This is a genomic window from Glaciecola siphonariae (genome assembly GCF_042652645.1).
Classification (GTDB): domain Bacteria; phylum Pseudomonadota; class Gammaproteobacteria; order Enterobacterales; family Alteromonadaceae; genus Glaciecola; species Glaciecola siphonariae.
In genome coordinates this window covers 218,931-242,066 of sequence record NZ_JBHSGU010000009.1, presented here as the reverse complement: position 1 = coordinate 242,066, position 23,136 = coordinate 218,931, and the positions used below count along the sequence as shown (strand labels likewise).

Below are 23,136 nucleotides of genomic sequence, written 5' to 3'. Positions count from 1 at the left end.
GTATAAAACCAAGAACCAGATAGAACTTTACCGCTTCTTCCATGTTGTAGACTGGAAGAGTGACTTGGTTCATTTCCATTTAAACCTCCAAGTGGCTAACGCTCGTTTAAGCGGCTTAGTGTATTTAGAGACAACTGCGATAATTTTGCGAAGCAAAACGCAGTTGTCTCTAAATGCGCTGAGTCCGAATGAGCGACAGCGAATGGCTTTAAACTTTTGTTAGGCATCTACTCCTCTCACTTTAATACCGAGTGTCATTGGAGGAAAAACATGCCTGATGGCAATTTCAAGTTTATGCTCAAAGCGCAAAGTAATTTCATTATCAGCATCCTCACCCAAATAATCGCTATAACTTGCACAATTGATTGTCATCGGTAGCTCAGAAACCTCAAATTTAGTTGATACATTGCACGTAGCTTCTTGCTCAACACTTAGCCCAAGTGCAGGATATCTGCCCTCAATTTCAACCTCACTCGGTTTAATTATAAAAACCGATTTATCTGAAAAGACCAAATTGACCTCGTAACAAATATGGAAGCCCTTGTTGGAATGATCTTGCCAAGCTTGATGGACATCTTTGTGTCGTCTATCAACAAAAATTTGGGTTAAACACTTCTTTGAAAAGTCAGTCATGCGTTACGAGATGCCTAACGCTTTAGTATTCTTTTGCCGCTACGGCAAAAGAATTGTTTGTTGAACTTAGCCCTGTAGATGGTTGGGTGAGGTTATTGGCAAGGCATATGCTATAGGAATTTGCTTTTTTGTAATTAATATTTGATAAATCCACGATCCTTGTCTGTATTAACATATTCCCTCAATCTATAGTGTTTACTGCGGCTTGTTCGACGATTTCTACGATAATACGCCGTGTTTTATACGTTTTGCAAGCCTCACTCATTTTTAGCACAACGAGACCTCTCTCGCTTATGCAAGCCATTTGCAATGATTAATACTCTTCGCTAGCAAGTTAGTTAAGTCGTATTTATAAAGCTCTTTATTGATAGTATCGGCAATATGATCGTCATTAGCGTCAAGTGACCCAACTTACACTCAGTACAAGGCCATGCAACACTTTGCGGTATTTGATCTTCTCGCGCCATTTTTTTCTGTGCAAATCCTTGCTGCTTTTGTATCGAAGCGACTTTTTTCTGGCGACAAGCATTGGCTAAAAAACCATAGTACCTTATCCGCATAAATCCTTTTGGCAACACATGCAGTAAATATCGTCTTATAAACTCATGAGTTGTTAAGCTCATTACTTTATGTTTATTGTCTCGATAATCCTTGTACTTGAACCTTACCTGGTCGTTCGAGTATGACAACAATCTAGACTCCGACATCATGCCTCTTCTGGTATACCGCGCCAGATAACGCAACACCATCTTCGTACTATGAAGGCTCTGCTTGGCGTAGACGCACCATTTCTTCGGTAAATGAAGTGTATTGGTATCAATCCCTTTTTCTACGAGTAAAGCTATCATCTTGCCTCTAAACACAGCAGACAAGGCCTTGACTGGATAAAGATAGCATTTTTTATGCTCACACCATCGCTGCTCTCGGTTAAGTACACCGGCAGGGACTAAACAATGTAGGTGAATATGCTGTCCCAAGTTTTGCCCCCAAGTATGTAAAACACTTAACATACCCAATTGACTATCCCGCCCATGGCGATTGGCAGTAAACTTTTGCATCGTTTGCCACACTGACGTAAATAAGGCGGCATACACGACTTTGGGTTTATGTTGCGCTAGCACGTTTAACTCGTGCGGCAGCGTAAATACCAAGTGGAAATAACCACCTGTCACCACTTGCTTAGATTGTTTCTCTACCCAGTCTTGCGTCACCTTCTCTTGGCAGCGAGGGCAATGTCTATCACGGCAGCTACAGCCAATACGCTTTTGTTCAGCGCACTGGTTACATTTCCAAACTTGATAGCCTAGCTTACCTGTACGGCAGGCTAAAATACTCCGACACGCTCTATGCTGTTGCACACTCATGCGATGCGATTGCTGGTAGCCAACCAATGCTTGGTTAAAGATATCACTTAAATGTATTTTTCCCATCACTTACTCCGTCGATTGCAGTAAGTCCGTTCCGCCATGGTGAAGCTCTGGTAACCAGTGCAAGTAAGTTTGGGTGGTGCGAATATCTGTATGCCCTAATTGATGTTGTAATTGATGAATAGGCATACCAGCCTCTAACTGATGAGTGGCATAAGCATGCCTCAACTTGTGAACGTTACAGCGCTTGGTCAATCCTGCGCTGTCTGCGACTTTTTTAAGCCCTTTCGAATAACTAGAGCCTGCCATGGGACGCGTCGCTAGCCATAGTGAATAAAACATCCAATCTGTGGGGCGATACTCCTGCCAATACACCCTAAGTTGATGCAAAACGCTGTCAGGTATCACAACATATCGATGCTTGTTTCCCTTCCCATTGGCAATAAAAAGTGTTTTGCGTTTACCGTCAATGTCTTTTACTTTAACGTGCGTAAGTTCGCCTAACCTTAAACCACACCCATAACACAGCATGGTCATTGTTTTCATGCGCAAATTTTGACAATGATTAACTAACCGCCCGACCTCACTTCGAGATAAATACTCAGGCGGCTGTTGTTTATGCTGAGGCTTAACGACATCTAAGGTCAAAGACCGTTTAAGAATATGCTTGTAAAGAAAGGCTAAACTATTGATTTGCAGTGATACGCTGGCGTAGGAAAGTCGTCGTATGGACGGTTGTTTAAAATAACTGTTGAGCTCTTCGCAGCTGACTTCATCCAGCGAACGCCCGAAGAACTTTGTCATCTGCGTCAAATAACAACAATACGCTTTCTTCGTGTTGTCCGCATACCCGCGATATTGAATTTCAGTGATTACTTGATCGATTAAATCATTCATTTCTTACCTCCAGAATTTTGGGAAAATCCCAAAGGTAAGTGTGGCTCAAATGGTGAAAATTACTTCTCCGCGGAGCGGCTTAGTTCAACAACTTATTATCGAGAATTTTAAATAAATACCGAGGTGCAGTTTCATATTTTAAAGCCTCATTTCTTGTTTATTACTGTTTTACTTGGTATTTATGAAGTTATCAAGCGCGTTACGTGCACAAAACACACGTTTTTAGCGCGCCGGTTTTTAGCGCGCCTCTTGATAAATTAATGTTTTGGAATAAATCGCTCTTTTTCAGATAGTTAGCAAAATAAGCAAACAACTTTTATAAAGACATCGGATGTCACTTAGCGAGAACACGCTTCTAAATACACATGGGGCGGTAGTGTGTCTGCATTTTTAAATCAAATTGCGCTCTCTATGCGCACCAAACGATCTAGCATTCAAGCTGAGAAGCCTCACATTGCTTGGATAAAAATAGATGAAACAAGGGGCTAGTTAATTTGTTTTTCGGCTATAGCAAAACGCCCAAGCGGCTACCGACATGTGACAAGTGGTCGGCGATAAATTTGCAGGTAGCAAGAGCCCATTAGATAAACTTCATTAATGGCAATAAAAAGCCAGCAATATGCTGGCTTTTTTAATGTGTACTCTGACTTTACCCAAGGAGGTCCTGACTTTCGTCAGATAACGCTCTATGAAGTATTAGTCTAAGATTTTTGCTACAACGCCCGCACCTACGGTACGACCACCTTCACGGATTGCGAAGCGTAAACCTTCGTCCATCGCGATTGGTGCAATTAGCTCAACTACAAACTTCAAGTTGTCGCCAGGCATTACCATCTCTACGCCTTCAGGTAGCTCAACAGCACCTGTTACGTCAGTGGTACGGAAGTAAAACTGTGGACGATATCCTTTGAAGAAAGGAGTATGACGGCCACCTTCGTCTTTGCTTAGTACGTATACTTCAGCTTCAAACTTAGTGTGCGGATTGATTGAACCAGGCTTTGCCAATACTTGACCACGCTCTACGTCTTCACGCTTAGTACCACGTAGTAAAACACCAACGTTCTCACCAGCACGGCCTTCGTCTAGAAGCTTACGGAACATTTCTACGCCCGTACACGTTGTTTTAGTCGTATCTTTAATACCTACGATTTCAACTTCTTCGCCTACTTTTACAATACCTTGCTCTACACGACCGGTTACAACTGTACCGCGGCCTGAGATTGAGAACACGTCTTCAATAGGAAGAATGAACGGCTTATCGATAGCACGCTCTGGCTCTGGGATGTAGTTGTCTAGCGCTTCGCCTAGCTCAACAATTTTAGCTTCCCATTTCTCGTCGCCTTCAAGCGCTTTAAGCGCTGAGCCTTGGATAACTGGCAAGTCATCACCCGGGAATTCGTATTCTGTTAACAGCTCACGAACTTCCATTTCTACTAGCTCTAGTAATTCTTCGTCGTCAACCATGTCACATTTGTTCATGAAAACAATCATGTAAGGAATACCAACTTGGCGACCTAACAAGATGTGCTCACGTGTTTGTGGCATAGGACCGTCAGTTGCCGCAACAACTAAGATACCGCCGTCCATTTGCGCAGCACCGGTGATCATGTTTTTCACATAATCGGCGTGTCCTGGACAGTCAACGTGAGCATAGTGACGCTTAGGCGTGTCGTACTCAACGTGAGAAGTAGCGATTGTGATACCACGCTCGCGCTCTTCTGGAGCGTTGTCGATTTGATCAAATGCTTGGGCTGAACCACCATAAGTTTTAGCTAAAACTGTGGTGATTGCCGCGGTTAACGTCGTTTTACCGTGGTCAACGTGGCCGATTGTACCTACGTTTACGTGCGGTTTCGTACGTTCAAACTTTTCTTTTGCCATTGCTTTTATTTCCTAAGTTTAACGCCCGTTCCAACATTAGACCGGACCGAATCAAAGTGATTAATTACATGCGTGACTCAACAATTGCCTTGGTGACATTGTTGGGCGCTTCCGCATAGTTATGAAATTCCATTGAATATGACGCACGCCCTTGCGTTGCTGAACGCAAATCTGTGGCATAACCAAACATTTCTGAAAGCGGTACCTTAGCACGCACTATCTTAATGCCTGCAACGCCCTCTTCCATTCCTTCTATTATCCCCCGACGACGGTTTAAGTCACCTACAACGTCACCCATCCAATCTTCGGGAGTGGTTACTTCAACCTTCATTACAGGTTCAAGCAATACTGGAGTGGCTTCTGCCGCTCCTTTTTTGAATCCCATTGAAGCGGCAATTTTAAAGGCCATTTCAGAGGAGTCAACATCATGATACGACCCATCATACAGCGTTACCTTGATATCTAAAACAGGGTAACCTGCCACTACGCCGTTTTGTAACTGTTCTTGTATTCCCTTGTCTACCGCGGGAATAAATTCTTTTGGCACTGCGCCACCAACAATTTGGTCGACAAACTCGTAACCACCACCTTCGGGCAACGGCTCTATTTTAAGCCATACGTGGCCAAACTGACCACGACCACCAGACTGACGTACAAATTTACCTTCAACCTCAACTGATTTGCGAATCGTCTCGCGATAAGCAACCTGTGGCTTACCCACATTGCACGACACACTGAATTCGCGCTTCATTCTGTCTACAATAATGTCTAAGTGAAGCTCACCCATGCCCGATATGATCGTTTGACCCGATTCTTCATCTGTTTTAACACGGAATGAAGGGTCCTCGGCGGCGAGCTTACTCAGCGCAATGCCCATTTTTTCTTGGTCGGCCTGCGATTTAGGCTCAACCGCTATCGAAATAACAGGGTCTGGAAAATCCATGCGCTCTAGTGTAATCACGTTATTTACGTCACACAAGGTTTCGCCGGTCGTTACGTCTTTAAGACCAATGGCCGCAGCGATGTCGCCCGCACGCACTTCTTTAAGTTCTGCTCTATCGTTCGCGTGCATTTGTACCATTCGACCGATACGCTCTTTTTTACCTTTAATTGGGTTGTAAACCGCATCGCCGGTTTTAACAACGCCTGAGTAACAGCGGAAGAACGTCAGCGTTCCTACAAAGGGGTCGGTCGCAATTTTAAATGCTAGCGCTGAAAACGGCTCGTCATCATCAGAGTGGCGTTCTGCAGGCGTCTCATTCCCATCATCCAGAATACCGGTAATCGCTTTTACTTCGGTAGGAGAAGGTAAGTATTCAACAACGGCGTCTAGAACAGCTTGTACGCCTTTATTCTTAAAGGCAGAACCGCAGGTTGCAATCACAATTTCGTTGTTGAGTGTGCGAATTCGCAAACCCTGTTTTATTTCGGCTTCTGTGAGGTCTTCACCGCCCAAATACTTATCCATTAATTCATCGTTTGCTTCTGCAGCGGCTTCAATCATATCAGTACGATATTTCTGCGCGCGCTCTAGCTGCTCAGCTGGAATGTCTTCGTACTTAAAGGTTGTACCCTTATCTTCTTCATTCCAGTTGATGTATTTCATCTTTATCAAATCAATTACGCCGGTGAACGTTTCTTCGCTACCCACGTTGATTTGTATAGGCACGCATGTGGCACCTAAACGCTTGCGGATTTGCCCCACAACGCGTTCAAAATCTGCTCCTGCACGGTCCATTTTATTAACGAATACCATGCGAGGTACTTCATATTTGTTGGCTTGACGCCATACGGTCTCCGACTGAGGTTCTACCCCCGACGAACCGCAAAAAACAACAACAGCTCCATCAAGAACTCGCAATGAGCGCTCTACTTCAATGGTAAAGTCAACGTGTCCTGGAGTATCAATAATATTGATGCGATGCTGATCAAACTGCTGGTCCATTCCCTGCCAAAAACAAGTGGTAGCCGCGGAAGTAATGGTAATCCCTCGCTCTTGCTCTTGTTCCATCCAATCCATCGTTGCAGCACCATCATGTACTTCACCAATTTTGTGTGAAATACCCGTGTAAAAAAGTACACGTTCAGTTGTGGTTGTTTTGCCTGCATCGACGTGCGCAACAATACCAATGTTACGATAGCGTTGTATGGGCGTTTGGCGTGGCATTAATGTCCCTTTTGTTAGCTTACTAAATTGAAAAAACAGCCTGTCTTTTAAAGACAGACTGCTACAACTATATAAAGACTGCTTTGCAGACTACCAGCGGTAGTGAGCGAATGCTTTGTTAGCTTCAGCCATACGGTGAACGTCTTCACGTTTCTTAACCGCACTACCTTTGCTATCTTGTGCATCAATCATCTCTGCTGCAAGTCTTTGCGCCATCGATTTTTCGCCACGTTTACGTGCCGCATCTACCATCCAACGCATACCTAGTGCATTTCGACGAATTGGACGAACTTCTACTGGTACTTGGTAAGTAGAACCACCTACACGACGAGATTTAACCTCTACCGTAGGGCGGATGTTGTCCAGTGCTTCTTCAAACACTTCTAGGTGTGGTTTGCCGGTTTTTTCAGCAACAATTTCAAGGGCACCGTAAACGATCTTTTCAGCGGTGGACTTTTTGCCGTCTAACATGACAACGTTCATGAATTTAGCAAGCAATTCTGATCCGAACTTAGGATCTGGTAGGATTTTACGTTGACCTACAACTCTTCTTCTAGGCATCTTAATTCTCCGTGGAATTCAGGGTTTTCCCAAAACTCTAATTTAATAGTTTGGCCTTACTAACGGAGAACCGTTAAGACTTAGGCCTTTTTGCGCCGTACTTAGAACGGGCTTGTCTTCTGTCGCTTACACCAGAGCAATCTAGTGTGCCGCGAACGGTGTGGTAACGAACACCCGGTAAGTCTTTAACACGACCACCGCGAATAAGCACAACACTGTGCTCTTGTAGGTTATGACCTTCACCGCCGATGTACGAAGAAACTTCGAAACCGTTGGTTAAGCGAACACGACATACTTTACGTAGTGCAGAGTTCGGCTTCTTTGGTGTGGTGGTATATACACGAGTACATACACCACGGCGTTGTGGACAAGCTTGTAAAGCTGCTACGTTCGATTTCTCGACCGGCTTTTTACGTGGCTTGCGCACTAACTGGTTAACTGTTGCCATTAACTAGCTCCTGATTAAAACAATAAAACCCGATACTATCCAAATGAAAGCTCGGGTACGTATACAAACCGTTTAACTTACCAAGTTATTGCCAAACAATTTGCAAATAATGTCTGCTTTTGTCTCAATATTTAGCTAAAACATTCTGCTGCTGGAGCAAACGCGTACTAAAACAATATTTTTGACTAACAGATATCCCAAAATTAGGGTCGCGAGATGTTATAGATCAATCGGTGTTATGTCAAGGCTTACAATGCAACTGAGCCTTTATGTTTGCTTGGCGCAAACAGCAAACACCACTCAGCAAACACCATGATGGATGCAAAAAACAAAAACCCGAGCACTAGGCTCGGGTTTTTTACACATAAACGTATCAGTGTTTATTCAGAATCTTCATCGTCACCAGCATTTAAAGCTTCAGCAAGTTGTGCTTGGGCTTGTTCAGCTGATACTGACAGTTCTTGATGTAGTGCAAGGTTTTTACGCTCTGCACGCTGCTGATGATACGCGAAACCGGTACCAGCAGGAATCAATCGACCAACGATAACGTTTTCTTTAAGTCCACGTAAATCATCTTCCTTACCCTGTACGGCTGCTTCTGTAAGAACACGTGTAGTTTCTTGGAACGAAGCGGCTGATATAAAGGACTCAGTCGACAATGAAGCTTTGGTTATACCAAGTAGCTGGATTTCATAGGTGGCAGGTACTTTGCCCTGCTTCTCCATTTCACGGTTAGCAATTTTCACAGCAGATACTTCAACTTGCTCGCCTTCTAAGAAGCGTGTGTCACCAGCATCGCTGATCACGCACTTACGTAGCATTTGACGTATTACCACTTCAATGTGCTTATCGTTAATTTTTACACCTTGTAAGCGGTATACTTCTTGTACTTCGTTTACGATGTAGTTTGACACCGCGCTAACACCACGTAAGCGTAGGATATCGTGTGGAGACTCAGGTCCGTCAGAAACAACTTCGCCTTTTTCAACACTTTCACCTTCAAACACGTTAAGTTGACGCCATTTTGGAATCATCTCTTCGTATGCGCCATTTGCGTTTAAGTCAACTAAACGCGCAGCGTCGTTGTCTTTTGGCGTAATGGTTAAACGCTTCTTACCTTTGGTTTCTTTACCGAAGCCGATAACACCAGAGATTTCAGCAAGTATCGCAGGCTCTTTTGGCTTACGTGCTTCAAACAAATCAGCAACACGCGGTAGACCACCGGTAATATCACGGGTCTTCGAGCTCTCTTGAGGTATACGTGCTAATACATCACCCTCAACTGCCATCTTGCCGTCTGTCGCTTCAATAGTCGTAAAGCTCGGTAAGCGAATTTCCTGCAATGCACCGTTTTCGCCCTCTAGAATTAGCTTCGGCTCTTTTGCATTTGCCTTGGTTAAATCTTTTACAACGATACGGGTTAGGCCGGTAAGCTCATCTTGCTGCATTTCTGTATTGGTATCATCAATGTCAGCAAAGGTGATTTTAGAGGCACGCTCGGTCACGATTGGGTGACTATGCGGGTCCCAAGTGGCTACTAAATCGCCAGCGCCTATTTCCGCACCATTATCTACCGATAAGGTTGCGCCATAAGGCACTTTATAACGTTCTTTCTCACGTCCTTGCTCATCAATCACTGTAAGCTCGGTTGAACGAGATACAATAACGAGTTTGCCGTCGGAGTTACGCACGTATTTAGCATTGTGTAATTTAAGCGTACCGCCAGTTTTCACTTGTACGCTGTTTTCGGCTGACGCTCTTGATGCTGCACCACCGATGTGGAAAGTACGCATAGTAAGCTGTGTACCCGGCTCACCGATAGACTGTGCAGCAATAACACCAACAGACTCACCAGAGCCAACCATGTGGCCTCGTGCTAGGTCACGACCGTAACACTGAGCACATACGCCGTGGTCGTTATCACAGGTAATTACCGAGCGAACCATTACAACGTCTACAGAATTAGCTTCTAACATGTCTACGAGCTGCTCATCGAGCAGTACATTACGCTCAACTAACACTTCGTTTTTGGTGCCAGGCTTAATAACGTCTTCAGCAACTACACGTCCTAAAACACGCTCACGCAATGGCTCAACAACATCACCACCTTCGATGAGCGGTGTCATTTTCACGCCTTCAAACGTGCCGCAATCTACGTTTGTAATTACCAAATCTTGAGCAACATCTACTAAGCGACGCGTTAGGTAACCAGAGTTTGCTGTTTTAAGTGCGGTATCTGCCAAGCCTTTACGAGCACCGTGAGTCGAAATAAAGTACTGGAGTACGTTAAGACCTTCACGGAAGTTAGCAATAATTGGGGTTTCGATGATTGAGCCATCTGGCTTAGCCATCAAACCACGCATACCAGCAAGCTGTCGTATCTGAGCGGCAGAACCACGAGCACCAGAGTCGGCCATCATATAAACTGAGTTAAATGACTTTTGCTGCTCTTCTTCGCCTTGGGCATTAATAACTGATTCAGTCTCTAAATTGTCCATCATCGCCTTGGCGACTTTGTCATTAGCGGTTGACCAAATGTCAATAACTTTATTGTAGCGCTCACCTGCTGTAACAAGACCAGACTGGAACTGCTCCTGAATTTCAATAACTTCAGCCTCAGCCGCTTCAACAAGCTCTTTCTTCTTAGCAGGGATTACCATGTCGTCGATACCAACAGACGCACCAGCAATCATCGCGTAATGAAAACCAGAGTACATAATTTGGTCTGCGGCAATAACCGTGTCTTTCAAGCCTAGCGTACGGTAGCATTCGTTAAGCAGTTTCGATATTTGCTTCTTACCCATCGCTTGGTTAATGATTTCAAAAGGCAAGCCTTTCGGTAAAATCAAAGAGAAAATAGCACGACCAACCGTTGTATCAATAATAGATGTCTTTTCATGCTTCTCGCCATCCTCACCAACTTCATATTCGGTGATACGCACTTTCACGCGAGCGTGAAGCTCTGCAGTATCAGTACGATAGGCTTTTTCAGCTTCGTGCGGGCTGGTAAACACCATACCTTCGCCTTTACCGTTAACACGGTCGCGCGTTAGGTAATATAGACCTAAAACAACGTCCTGCGACGGAACGATGATTGGCTCACCGTTAGCAGGCGATAAGATGTTATTAGTCGACATCATCAGTGCGCGAGCTTCAAGCTGTGCTTCAATAGTCAACGGCACGTGCACAGCCATTTGGTCACCATCGAAGTCGGCGTTGTAAGCAGCACAAACCAGTGGGTGTAGCTGAATCGCCTTACCTTCAATAAGGGTCGGTTCAAAGGCTTGGATACCCAAACGGTGAAGCGTTGGTGCGCGGTTTAGTAACACTGGATGTTCACGAATAACTTCGTCTAGTACATCCCATACTTCCGGCGCTTCACGCTCTACTAATTTTTTCGCTGCTTTAATGGTTGTCGCTAACCCACGGCCTTCTAATTTTCCGTAGATAAACGGCTTGAACAATTCAAGTGCCATCTTCTTAGGAAGACCACACTGATGCAGACGCAAAGTAGGACCAACGGTAATAACTGAACGGCCAGAATAGTCAACGCGCTTACCGAGAAGGTTCTGACGGAAACGACCTTGCTTACCTTTAATCATATCGGCAAGTGATTTAAGAGGACGTTTGTTTGAACCTGTAATGGCACGACCGCGACGGCCGTTATCAAGCAAGGCATCTACCGCTTCTTGCAACATACGTTTTTCGTTGCGAACAATAATGTCTGGCGCAGCGAGGTCTAAAAGACGCTTCAAACGGTTGTTACGGTTAATAACACGACGATATAAATCGTTCAAATCTGAGGTTGCAAAGCGACCGCCATCGAGTGGAACCAATGGACGAAGCTCTGGTGGCAACACCGGAAGCACTGTCAAAATCATCCACTCTGGCTTATTGCCAGACTGCTGGAATGACTCAAGCAACTTCAAGCGTTTGGTAATTTTCTTACGCTTAGTTTCAGACGTTACGCTAGGCAATTCTTCACGCATTGCAGCAACATCTGCATCCACGTCTAGTGCTTTGAGAAGCTCAAATACGGCCTCAGCACCCATTTTTGCTTCAAAATCATCACCATGCTCTTCTAACGAATCAAGATACTCTTCTTCGTTAAGCAATTGGCTTTGTAGTAAGTCGGTCATGCCCGGTTCTGTTACTACATATGATTCAAAATACAGCACGCGCTCGATATCACGTAGAGTCATATCAAGCATCAAACCAATTCTTGACGGAAGTGATTTTAAGAACCAAATATGCGCAACTGGACTTGCCAGTTCAATGTGGCCCATGCGCTCACGACGCACTTTGGTTAAGGTAACTTCTACGCCACATTTTTCACAAATTACGCCACGGTGCTTAAGGCGCTTATATTTGCCGCACAAACATTCGTAATCCTTAACAGGACCAAATATGCGCGCGCAAAAAAGACCGTCACGCTCAGGTTTAAACGTACGGTAGTTAATGGTTTCAGGTTTTTTCACCTCACCGAATGACCACGAGCGGATCATATCTGGTGATGCAAGGCCGATTTTGATGTTATCAAATTCTTCGACCTTGTTTTGTTGTTTAATAAACTTTAATAAGTCTTTCACATGTCTCTCCCGACGGAGTCTGTATCACGACCCAGCGGCTTCAAACAAAAGCGCGCTGGGCCAACCTGTCATTTTGCTCTAAAAATGGCTTACTGTTCTTCTAGTTCGATGTTGATACCCAATGAACGGATTTCTTTCAACAATACGTTGAACGATTCTGGCATGCCAGGCTCCATTCTATGGTCGCCGTCAACAATGTTTTTATACATCTTAGTACGGCCATTAACGTCATCTGACTTAACAGTGAGCATTTCTTGCAAGGTATAAGCAGCACCGTATGCTTCTAGTGCCCACACTTCCATTTCTCCGAAGCGCTGACCACCAAACTGTGCTTTACCACCAAGTGGTTGCTGAGTTACCAAGCTGTAAGAGCCGGTAGAACGGGCGTGCATCTTGTCATCCACTAAGTGGTTGAGTTTGAGCATATACATGTAACCTACTGTTACCGGACGCTCAAATGCGCGGCCTGTTCGACCATCGAACAGTGTGATTTGGCCTGACTCTGGAATGTCAGCCAATTTCAGCATTTCTTTTATTTCAGATTCACGAGCACCGTCAAACACAGGAGTCGCGATGGGTACACCTTTGCGAAGGTTTTCAGCTAAACGCTTAATCTCGTCGTCACTGAAGTTATCGAGGTCTACCTTCTGATGTGACTCACCAAGGTTGTAAACTTCTTTCAGGAAGTCACGTAGCTTTGCCACTTCTTGTTGCTCTTTAACCATACGGTCAATTTTCACACCAAGTCCGTGAGCAGCCATACCTAAATGGGTCTCAAGTATCTGACCGATATTCATTCGTGACGGAACCCCTAGTGGGTTCAGTACGATGTCTACCGGCGTACCGTCTGCATCATAAGGCATATCTTCAACCGGTTGAATGGCTGAAATTACACCTTTGTTTCCGTGACGTCCGGCCATTTTATCACCTGGCTGGATGCTACGTTTAACCGCGAGGTACACTTTAACTATTTTCAACACGCCCGGTGCTAAATCATCGCCTTGAGTGATCTTGCGTCGTTTGGTTTCAAACTTCTTGTCAAAATCGTTTTTGATTTCAGCGTGTTGCTCAGCCGCCTGATCCAATTCAGTTTGAGCACTCTCGTCTTTCAACGGAATATCAAACCATTTTTCACGTGGCATGCTGTCTAACTTAGCTTGGTCAACACCCGACTTAAGTAATAAGGCATGAGCACGGGCAAAAATGCCGTCAGCCAGAATACCAAATTCATCACCTAAATCTTTCTTGACCTGACGTAACTGCATTTCTTCAATTTCTACAGCACGCTTGTCTTTTTCTACGCCGTCGCGAGTAAACACTTGTACGTCAATTACAGTTCCCGTTACGCTGTTTGGTACGCGTAATGAGGTGTCTTTAACGTCTGAGGCTTTCTCGCCAAAGATGGCTCTTAATAGTTTTTCTTCTGGCGTAAGCTGCGTTTCACCTTTTGGCGTCACTTTACCTACTAAGATATCGCCGCCTTTTACTTCCGCGCCAATATAAACCACACCTGATTCATCAAGCTTACCTAGCGCAGATTCACCTACATTTGGAATATCAGCACTGATTTCTTCAGGACCAAGCTTGGTATCGCGAGCAATACAGCTTAGTTCTTGAATGTGGATAGTTGTAAAGCGGTCTTCTTGAGCAACGCGCTCCGAAATTAAGATCGAATCCTCAAAGTTGTAACCATTCCAAGGCATGAATGCGATACGCATATTCTGGCCAAGTGCCAATTCACCTAAATCAGTAGACGGACCGTCGGCAAGTACATCTCCAGTGACAACCGGCTCACCTACGTTACAAGTAGGGCGCTGATTGATACAAGTGTTTTGATTAGAACGGGTATATTTAGTGAGGTTATAAATGTCGATGCCGGCTTCGCCTGGCGTCATTTCATTTTCATTCACTTTTACAACGATTCGGCTTGCGTCAACATAGTCAACCGTACCGCCGCGTTTGGCAACCACAGTTACGCCAGAGTCTACGGCAACGGTTTTTTCCATACCTGTACCCACTAAAGGCTTGTCAGCACGTAAAGTAGGAACGGCCTGACGTTGCATGTTCGAGCCCATAAGTGCTCGGTTTGCATCATCGTGCTCTAGGAATGGAATAATGCTTGCTGCGATTGAAACGATTTGCTGCGGAGACACGTCCATGTAAGTAATGTCATCGCGCTGAACTAAGGTTGTTTCACCGCGCATACGACATGGGATCAAGTCTTCAACAAGGGCGTTTTTGTCGTCGAGCAACACGTTAGCCTGAGCGATCGCATACTGGCCTTCTTCAATGGCTGACAAATACTCAATGTCGTCAGTTACTACGCCGTCAACGATTTTACGATATGGGGTTTCTAAGAAACCGAAATCGTTGGTACGTGCGAAGCTCGCTAGTGAGTTAATCAAACCAATGTTTGGTCCCTCTGGCGTTTCGATTGGACATACACGACCATAGTGAGTCGGGTGTACGTCACGTACCTCAAATCCTGCGCGTTCACGAGTCAAACCACCTGGGCCTAAAGCAGAAATACGACGCTTATGCGTCACTTCTGAAAGCGGGTTGTTTTGATCCATAAACTGTGACAACTGGCTTGAGCCGAAAAATTCTTTCACCGCAGCCGATATAGGCTTAGCGTTGATTAAATCTTGTGGCATCACGTTGTCTAGGTCACCTAGGCTCAAACGTTCTTTAACAGCGCGTTCGACTCGAACCAAACCAACACGGAATTGGTTTTCTGCCATTTCGCCCACTGAACGAATTCGACGGTTACCTAAGTGATCTATATCATCGACTTCATCTTTACCATCACGAATGGTAATTAGCTGCTGCATAACAGCAACGATGTCATCTTTATCTAGCGTACCGGCGCCAGTAGAAATTTCGCGACCTAAACGACGGTTAAACTTCATTCGGCCTACCGCTGATAAGTCATAGCGGTCTTCAGAGAAGAATAAGTTGTCAAATAAGTTCTCTGCAGCGTCTTTCGTGGGTGGTTCACCAGGACGCATCATGCGGTAAATTTCAACCAATGCTTCTAAACGATTGCTGGTTGGGTCTACACGCAAAGTGTCAGAGATGTAAGAACCGTGGTCTAGCTCATTAATATAAAGCGTATGGAATTCGTTAATTCCAGCTACTTTTAAGCCTTCCAAGATTTCTAAAGTGATTTCGTCATTCGCGTTAGCAACGACTTCGCCTGTTTCTTCGTTAACGTAGTTAGATGCGATTACTTTGCCGAGTAAGTATTCAGCAGGTACAGGTAATTCTTTAACCTTCGCTTTCTCTAGTGCACGAGTATGGCGAGCAGAAATTCTTCTGCCTTCTTCAACGATGACTTCACCCTTTTTATCAAGGATGTCGAATTGTGCAGTCTCGCCGCGTAAGCGGTCAGGCACAACGTCCATCATAAAGTTCTCTTCGGCAATTCGAACAGACACTTTGTCAAAGAATAAATCGAGTACTTCTTCGGTGCCCATTTCTAAGGCGCGAAGAATAATGGTAGCAGGTAACTTTCTACGACGGTCAATTCGCACAAACAAGTTATCTTTAGGATCAAATTCAAAGTCTAACCACGAACCGCGGTAAGGAATAACGCGCGCGTTATACAGTACTTTACCCGAGCTGTGTGTTTTGCCCTTATCGTGATCAAAGAATACACCAGGTGAACGATGCAGCTGAGACACGATAACGCGCTCAGTACCATTGATAACAAAAGTACCGTTTTCCGTCATTAACGGAATCTCACCCATGTACACTTCTTGTTCTTTAATATCTTTTACAGTGCCTGGGGCGGCTTCTTTATCAAATAATACGAGTCTTAATTTTACACGCAAAGGTGCAGAGTACGTGACACCACGGATCTGACATTCTTTCACGTCGAATACGGGCTCACCTAAGCGATACGACACATATTGGAGTTCAGAATTACCAGAATAACTCTTGATTGGAAACACTGAACGGAACGCAGATTCCAAGCCATACTGGCCTTCTGGGTCGAGTTCAATAAATTTCTTAAATGAATCTAGTTGTATTGATAGAAGGTATGGAATTTCCAATACCTGAGGGCGCTTGCCAAAATCCTTACGGATACGTTTCTTTTCACTATAAGAGTAAACCATGGGTTCCTCAGCCGACTGATTTTAGACCCAACCTGCTACACCACTACATTTTGTGTAACAAACTTCCAGTACCCTTTGAGGGACTTTGCTTAAGAATAAACCAAAACAGCCGATAATGCTGTAAGGAAATCATAAACTTATGCCAGTTCCCTGCACTTTTTTCAATTATAAAGAAAGGGTAAAAATTTTATAATTGATATAGCGCAAAAAGGCTGATGGTTAAAAACCATCAGCCTAAGCCTAAATAAGGCCAGTTAAATAATATAAATTAATTACTTAACTTCAACTTCAGCGCCAGCTTCTTCAAGCTGCTTCTTCAGTTCTTCTGCTTCTTCTTTAGCAACGCCTTCTTTAATTGCTTTAGGTGCAGACTCTACCACGTCTTTCGCTTCTTTCAAGCCAAGACCAGTAGCACCACGTACAGCTTTGATTACAGCAACTTTGTTAGCGCCGAAAGACTTAAGAATTACGTCGAATTCTGTTTGCTCTTCAGCTGCTTCTGCCGCTGCTGCTGGACCTGCTGCTACAGCTACTGCTGCTGCTGCAGATACACCAAACTTCTCTTCTGCTGCTTCAATCAATTCAACTAAGTCCATTACTGGCATCTCAGCGATTGCGTTTAATATATCTTCTTTTGTTAGAGCCATTTCTCTAAACTCCTGGGTATAATGTTAAAAATTCAAATTGCCAAAAACGCCAATTACTTGGTGTCTTTGACCGCCGCCAATACGCGCACAAACTTGGATGGAATTTCGTTGATTGTTTGAACGAACTTGCCAACCGGTGCTTTTAAGGTAGCAAGTAGTTGAGCCAACGCTTCTTCTCTTGTAGGTAGTGATGCTACTGCGTCCAACTTCTCTGGACCCATTAAACCATTCCCAATCGTTAACGCGGTTACGTTTAACTTATTGTTGCTCTTCGCGAAGTCTTTAAACAAACGCGCTGCTGCACCAGGTGCATCAGTAGAGAAACCGTAAATTAACGGACCAGTTAACGCAGAATCGATGTCAGCGAACTTACCATCGGCTAGAGCGCGTTTTGCAAGGGTGTTACGAATTACTCTTAAGTAAACACCTTGCTCACGGGCTTTAACGCGTAGGTCAGTAAGTTCTCCTACTTCCATACCACGGTATTCAGCGACGACAACGGATAGAGCGCGAGATGCAACGTCGGATATCTCCGCTACGATCTCTTTCTTAGCTGCTAAGCCTAATGCCACTGCTTTCACCTCTTAAAATCTGATGATCTGCTTACTTCACACTATGTGTAGAGCATAACCATCAGGGTTTACAGATTGATACCAACGATGCTGCTGCCGGTACCGCTCTACGGTGTACATTCCCAGAGAGTCTGAGTTATACCACCGTCTGCGCAGGTAACTAATTAAGCGAGCCATTGAATGCGGGAGTTCTCTTACCTCTCCTGCTGACTTGCGCCTGCGGTCTTGGACGGGAGTTGATACCTATTACAGTACCGACTCCAACCCATAAGTTTTTAGAGAATAAGCTTTATGCGCCTAATGACCCTTGGTCAACAGTTACACCGGCACCCATAGTGGTGCTCAAGCTTACTTTTGAAATATAAGTACCTTTAGCTGAAGAAGGCTTAGCTTTTCTAAGGGCTTCTAATAGCGCTTCAAGGTTTTCTTTAATTTGCGTTGGTTCAAAGGCAATCTTGCCGATGCTAGCGTGAATAATACCGTTTTTATCGTTGCGATATCTTACCTGTCCGGCCTTTGCATTCTTAACAGCAGTAGCCACGTCAGGTGTCACAGTGCCCGTTTTCGGGTTTGGCATAAGACCGCGTGGGCCCAAGATTTGACCTAGCTGACCTACAACACGCATTGCGTCTGGGCTAGCAACTACTACGTCAAAATTCATTTCGCCTTTTTTCACTAATTCAGCTAAATCTTCCATACCAACGATATCGGCACCGGCTTCTTTCGCTGCTTCAGCGTTAGCGCCCTGTGTAAATACGGCAACGCGTACGTCTTTACCTGTTCCGTTAGGTAGAACAGTGGCTCCACGAACGTTTTGATCAGATTTACGTGCATCGATACCAAGGTTAACCGCTACATCAATGCTTTCAGCAAACTTTACAGTGGCAAACTCTTTTAAAAGTGCGACTGCTTCGTCAAAACCGTATTCTTTTGTTGAATCAACTTTCTCGTTGATGGCGCGCATGCGCTTGCTTAATTTAGCCATAATCTTAGCCCTCTACCTTTAAGCCCATGCTGCGAGCAGAACCCGCAATCGTGTTAACAGCTGCATCTAAGCTTGCTGCTGTAAGGTCTGGGTCTTTCGCCTTCGCAATATCTTCTAGTTGCGCGCGAGTAACCGTGCCCACTTTTTCAGTGTTAGGGCGACCAGAACCACTCTTGATGCCAGCAGCTTTCTTTAAAAGGAAAGAAGCAGGCGGAGTTTTGGTTTCAAAGGTAAAAGAACGGTCTTCGTACACTGTAATAACAACAGGTACCGGAGCGCCTTTTTCAAGAGACTCTGTTTTGGCGTTAAACGCTTTACAGAATTCCATGATATTTACACCATGCTGACCCAGTGCTGGACCTACTGGTGGAGACGGGTTTGCAGCGCCTGCTGCAACCTGTAGCTTAATTAAGCCAGAGACTTTTTTTGCCATGTTTTTAATGCTCTCTAAGTTGTGGGTTAAACGCCTAATAGATATAGAGAATATCTATTTCGTCGGCTTCCCATCCATAAAAAAGGGCGCAAAGTATATGCTTTCAGGTGATGTATAGCAAGGAACAATTGAGATAAAACGGTGAATATTTGATCTTTTTTTCAATATGGCAGGCATTTTGAATAATTTTCGGCAAACATACTGAATTGACGGCGTTGCTTTTATTACAACAACTTGGATTACAGTGACTTGGTATCGCAACTTGGTATCACAACTTCTTATTGCAACTTGTTATCACAAAAAGCCACCGCAAATTCGCGGCGCAGGGCGCTCAGGTGTATTATGGTTCGTTATTATAATGAAGAAACGGGCTCTTAATAAGCTAAGAAAATCAGTATAAAAGTCTAAATAATATATTAATATGACCGATATAAAGACCAATGCATTTTTAGCCCTCAACCTTTGTCGATAAATAGGTATTTTTATCAAAGCACGCTTACACAGCCCAAACATGTACAGCATCAAACAGTGGATTAATTATTCACTGCTTATGCTTTGCTGTGTTTTGTGTTTTTGTTTGAGCGCTATCGCAGTAGCTGAACAAGACTTTGAACTTTCTGTTGTTGTGAGTGCTGACAACCCCATCGAGAAAATGAGTAAGAAAGACGTTGTCGATATTTATATGGGACGCTTCGATACATTCCCAAATGGCAATGAGGCACAGCCAATCGACCTGCCTGACGGCAGTATCGAAAAACAAGCGTTTTACATGCGCTTAGTTGGCAAAAATGAACGCAAAATCAAAGCCTACTGGTCACGTCTTTTGTTTTCAGGGCGCGCGCAACCTCCTGAAATAGCTGAATCTACTGCACAAGTCGAATCTTTCATCGCAAATTCAAGCAGTGCAATAGCATATTTGCCAACCGCTGACGTAACTTCGGAGATGAAAATTGTATATCAATTCTAAGAACCTCCTCCTGACAGTATGCTTGTATGCATGCATCAATACCTCGGTTGTGAATGCCGATGCACCTGAATTTGAATTTAGCGGCTTTGCTAATATAGGACTTACCTATTCTAACAGCGATGTTTATGGCTTTAGAACGCAATTAATCAATGAGGGTAGAGAAGGCCTCTCATTAACGCCAGACTCTTTGTTAGGTGTACAAACAAATGTTCGTTTCTCTGACGACTTTGATTTTGTGGCACAAGTTGTTGCGCAAGATAGAACCGAACGCAGCTTAGGAAATTTTGTTGAGCTAGCTTTTTTACGTTATCAAATTAACCGTAATTGGGCAGTCAAGGCCGGGCGTTTTAGCACAAATAGCTATTTATTTACCGACTCTAGATACGTCTCTCAAGCCAGTTATTGGGTGCGGCCTCCTGTGGAAATGTATTCAACAGCCGGTTCCCTGGGCAATATGGATGGAGCAAAAATCGCGTACACCCACGAGACACCGTTTGGCTATATAAGATTGAGCGCGTCGTTGGGCCAAAGCGAACTAAACAATGATAGTGATAGCGGTGAGTTTGAAATTAGCTATCAAGACCTACTGGGTTTGAACATTGAATTGCAATCTGACGACTGGCGTTTTCAAGTAGCCTACTTAAACGCTAACCTTGACGACTTTAACTTTGCGCAACTCGAAGAAGTCAGGCAAGCACCATTGATAGCGCCTGCTATATTAGCGCCGTTTTTTCAAGAAGTAGAGACAGCACTCATACCCGACGGCCGACGCGTCAGCTACTTTTCAATTGGCGGAAAATACTATTTTGATAGCTTTGAAGTCACCGCAGAATTCGGTGATTACGACAGCGACTGGGCATTTTCGCCAGGTTCACGATTTGGCTACGCCTCCCTAGCATATACGTCAAACAACATCATGCCGTTTGTAACTGTGGCGGCCTCTAGTCGTAAAGAGGAGCCTGTTGTTATTGATGTGGCAAGTCTTCAAGGACAGCTTCCCCCTCCACTTCTAAACTTTTTGGCAGTGTCGGTTGAACCAGCAAATAAAGCCGCAGCAGGAGCCTCTGTGAGCCAACAGTCTATTAGCGCAGGATTTAGATGGGACTTTGACAGTGATTGGGCACTTAAGGCGCAGTTTGATCACTACCGTATCGACGAAAACGGCAGTGGTTTATTCTTAGTATTAAATGATGGCTTCACGATTGATCAAAAAACGTCCTATAATGTGTGGAGTATTGGCCTAGCCACCACATTTTAAGTTGCCATTTGGAGCCTAAATGTCGCTGTCTTTAAGAATCTCGCTGATTATAGGGTTTATAGCTATTGCTATATCCTCGGCGGTTGCTTTTTTGCATTTCAATATTCAATTAGACCATTCAAAAGAGCAAAGCGAAAACTTAGTAAGGCAAATGGCTCAAAATGATCAAGGCACCAGTTCAATAGCGGCCTATCTGCTTGATACTGAGCTGGCAGACGAAATTGTAGAGGGGCTGGCTAATAATGATCTTATCGCCTTTGCATCTATTACTGCTCACTCTGAACAACTCGCTTTAGCTGGTATAAATCCTCGGTCGCAAAATAACGTGGTTGTTAGTCTTAAAAACCCCTTTGATGAAGCCGAACAGATTGGACTGCTCACGGTATATCCTGACCTGCGATTTATTCAAGCGCAGGCCTCGTCAAACAGTATTCAAACCGCTATTACCTTAATTGCACTGAGCGCTTCAATTGCGATAATCGTCGGTATATTTGTTCATTTTAAACTCACAAGTCCGCTTCGCTCGCTGTCTGAAGAGTTCGAGAGCGTTGACACAAGCAACCCTGAAGTCATGTCATTAGTTGACATAAACTACAGTGGGCATGATGAAATTGGCAAGTTAATCGTTAAGACTAATAATCTAATTAGCGCCCTACAAAGCCGCTTTCGGTCAGAAAAAATTCTTAGACAAACGAATGATGAGCTGCAAAAGCGCTTTCGTTTGTTGTTCGAGCAGGCTACCGCAGGTATCGCGCTTATCTCGGGCACTGGAGAAATCACGATAGCAAATCCGGCTTTTAAAGAGCTATTTGGCAAGCATGTATTGTTAAAAGCCTTCGCCGATTTATTTCATGAGCCGCAAAAAGTGCACATTGAGTTAGACAAGCTCAGACATAGCGACGGATTCTCGCAAATCGACGTTGACTTTGTCAGCATGAAAGAAGGCAAAAAACGGTATTTACATTGTTTATTTTCAAGAATTTTAGACAGCCGAGAAGTTGCGCGCGAAGATTCTGAAAATCTCATTGAGGTTATCGTTTACGACGTGACAAAACGTCGCGAGCAAGAGCTTAAAACAAGATATGAAGCCGATCATGATTCTTTAACCGGTTTAATGAACCGTCGTTCAGGCTTAGGTAGCTTGCAGCTTCAGCTCGACCGTGCAGTGAAAAAGCAGCAGTTGTTTTCATTGATGATGATAGATTTAGACCGCTTCAAGCCTATTAATGACACTTACGGGCACGATGCAGGCGATATTGTGTTAAGAACAATAAGTAGCCGTATTAAAGAACTTGTGAATGAACAAGAAGCGACCTTAATTCGTTGGGGAGGAGATGAATTTTTACTTGGCCTTACCCTAGATGGCAATAAAAGCATTACAGACTTCGCTGAAAGCCTCATGCAGTCAATCCAAGAAGACGTGCGTATCGACACAAAAACCTCTGTGCAGGTAGGCGCAAGTATTGGCATTATTCGTACCCTTTACAGTGAAAGTGAGAAGGTTGATACCTTGATCACAAAAGCAGACGCGCTCATGTACAACATCAAAGAATCAGGGCGAAACCAGTATCAAATCTCCACCATTTTCTAGCCACTTTTTGCACTTAGGGACG

The 23,136-nt window shown here is 44.3% G+C and carries 17 protein-coding genes; 4 read left to right on the top strand and 13 right to left on the bottom strand.

The window, feature by feature from the left end:
• Positions 1-223: hypothetical protein (locus tag ACFO4O_RS15055; RefSeq protein ID WP_382409991.1), on the top strand; the 223-nt coding region annotated here is incomplete at its 5' end.
• Here ACFO4O_RS15055 and ACFO4O_RS15050 read toward each other — a convergent pair.
• The 13 genes from ACFO4O_RS15050 to rplK all read right to left on the bottom strand — a co-directional run bounded on the left by ACFO4O_RS15050 (position 220) and on the right by rplK (position 19,298).
• The gene (locus tag ACFO4O_RS15050) at positions 220-633 is read right to left on the bottom strand and encodes a hypothetical protein (RefSeq protein WP_382409989.1); all 414 of its coding nucleotides are present in this window, start codon (positions 631-633) and stop codon (positions 220-222) included. The genes ACFO4O_RS15055 and ACFO4O_RS15050 overlap by 4 nt on opposite strands.
• Before the next feature lie 338 nt (positions 634-971).
• The gene (locus ACFO4O_RS15045) at positions 972-2,066 is read right to left on the bottom strand and encodes an IS91 family transposase (protein ID WP_382409987.1); all 1,095 of its coding nucleotides are present in this window, start codon (positions 2,064-2,066) and stop codon (positions 972-974) included.
• Positions 2,067-2,897: a tyrosine-type recombinase/integrase gene (locus tag ACFO4O_RS15040; RefSeq protein WP_382409985.1), complete on the bottom strand. Its 831-nt coding sequence runs from the start codon at positions 2,895-2,897 to the stop codon at positions 2,067-2,069.
• Positions 2,898-3,593: 696 nt separating this feature from the next.
• Positions 3,594-4,778, bottom strand: coding sequence for an elongation factor Tu (gene tuf, locus ACFO4O_RS15035; protein WP_382409983.1), 1,185 nt, complete (start codon positions 4,776-4,778; stop codon positions 3,594-3,596).
• Positions 4,779-4,842: 64 nt separating this feature from the next.
• Positions 4,843-6,945: an elongation factor G gene (gene fusA / locus ACFO4O_RS15030; RefSeq protein WP_382409981.1), complete on the bottom strand. Its 2,103-nt coding sequence runs from the start codon at positions 6,943-6,945 to the stop codon at positions 4,843-4,845.
• A 90-nt stretch (positions 6,946-7,035) separates the two neighbouring features.
• The gene (gene rpsG, locus ACFO4O_RS15025; protein WP_382409979.1) at positions 7,036-7,506 is read right to left on the bottom strand and encodes a 30S ribosomal protein S7; all 471 of its coding nucleotides are present in this window, start codon (positions 7,504-7,506) and stop codon (positions 7,036-7,038) included.
• 73 nt (positions 7,507-7,579) lie between these two features.
• Positions 7,580-7,954 carry a 30S ribosomal protein S12 gene (rpsL, locus tag ACFO4O_RS15020; protein WP_371193911.1) on the bottom strand — a complete coding sequence of 125 codons (375 nt, stop codon included), beginning with the start codon at positions 7,952-7,954 and terminating at the stop codon, positions 7,580-7,582.
• Positions 7,955-8,334: 380 nt separating this feature from the next.
• Positions 8,335-12,543 carry a DNA-directed RNA polymerase subunit beta' gene (gene rpoC, locus ACFO4O_RS15015; RefSeq protein WP_382409977.1) on the bottom strand — a complete coding sequence of 1,403 codons (4,209 nt, stop codon included), beginning with the start codon at positions 12,541-12,543 and terminating at the stop codon, positions 8,335-8,337.
• 89 nt (positions 12,544-12,632) lie between these two features.
• Positions 12,633-16,661, bottom strand: a complete 4,029-nt coding sequence (gene rpoB, locus ACFO4O_RS15010) for a DNA-directed RNA polymerase subunit beta (protein WP_382409975.1) — start codon at positions 16,659-16,661, stop codon at positions 12,633-12,635.
• 272 nt (positions 16,662-16,933) lie between these two features.
• Entirely contained in the window at positions 16,934-17,308 is a 375-nt protein-coding gene (gene rplL, locus ACFO4O_RS15005) for a 50S ribosomal protein L7/L12 (RefSeq protein ID WP_382409973.1), read from the bottom strand.
• A gap of 53 nt (positions 17,309-17,361) precedes the next feature.
• Complete coding sequence (gene rplJ / locus ACFO4O_RS15000; RefSeq protein WP_382409971.1) at positions 17,362-17,880, bottom strand: 50S ribosomal protein L10; 519 nt, start codon at positions 17,878-17,880, stop codon at positions 17,362-17,364.
• Between the two features lie 289 nt (positions 17,881-18,169).
• Positions 18,170-18,865, bottom strand: coding sequence for a 50S ribosomal protein L1 (gene rplA, locus ACFO4O_RS14995; protein WP_382409969.1), 696 nt, complete (start codon positions 18,863-18,865; stop codon positions 18,170-18,172).
• A gap of 4 nt (positions 18,866-18,869) precedes the next feature.
• Positions 18,870-19,298 carry a 50S ribosomal protein L11 gene (rplK, locus tag ACFO4O_RS14990; protein ID WP_382409968.1) on the bottom strand — a complete coding sequence of 143 codons (429 nt, stop codon included), beginning with the start codon at positions 19,296-19,298 and terminating at the stop codon, positions 18,870-18,872.
• A gap of 577 nt (positions 19,299-19,875) precedes the next feature.
• On the opposite strand from rplK, the gene ACFO4O_RS14985 reads away from it, so the two are divergent.
• From ACFO4O_RS14985 to ACFO4O_RS14975, 3 genes are read left to right on the top strand one after another with little or no spacing between them, the layout of a single operon-like run.
• Positions 19,876-20,265 (top strand): type 2 periplasmic-binding domain-containing protein, encoded by a 390-nt coding sequence (locus tag ACFO4O_RS14985; protein WP_382409966.1) that lies wholly within the window; start codon positions 19,876-19,878, stop codon positions 20,263-20,265.
• On the top strand, positions 20,249-21,523 hold the full coding sequence (locus ACFO4O_RS14980; RefSeq protein ID WP_382409964.1) for a hypothetical protein: 1,275 nt from the start codon (positions 20,249-20,251) through the stop codon (positions 21,521-21,523). The genes ACFO4O_RS14985 and ACFO4O_RS14980 overlap by 17 nt, the downstream gene beginning before the upstream one ends.
• Before the next feature lie 19 nt (positions 21,524-21,542).
• On the top strand, positions 21,543-23,114 hold the full coding sequence (locus ACFO4O_RS14975; protein WP_382409962.1) for a diguanylate cyclase domain-containing protein: 1,572 nt from the start codon (positions 21,543-21,545) through the stop codon (positions 23,112-23,114).
• Positions 23,115-23,136 lie beyond the last annotated feature (22 nt).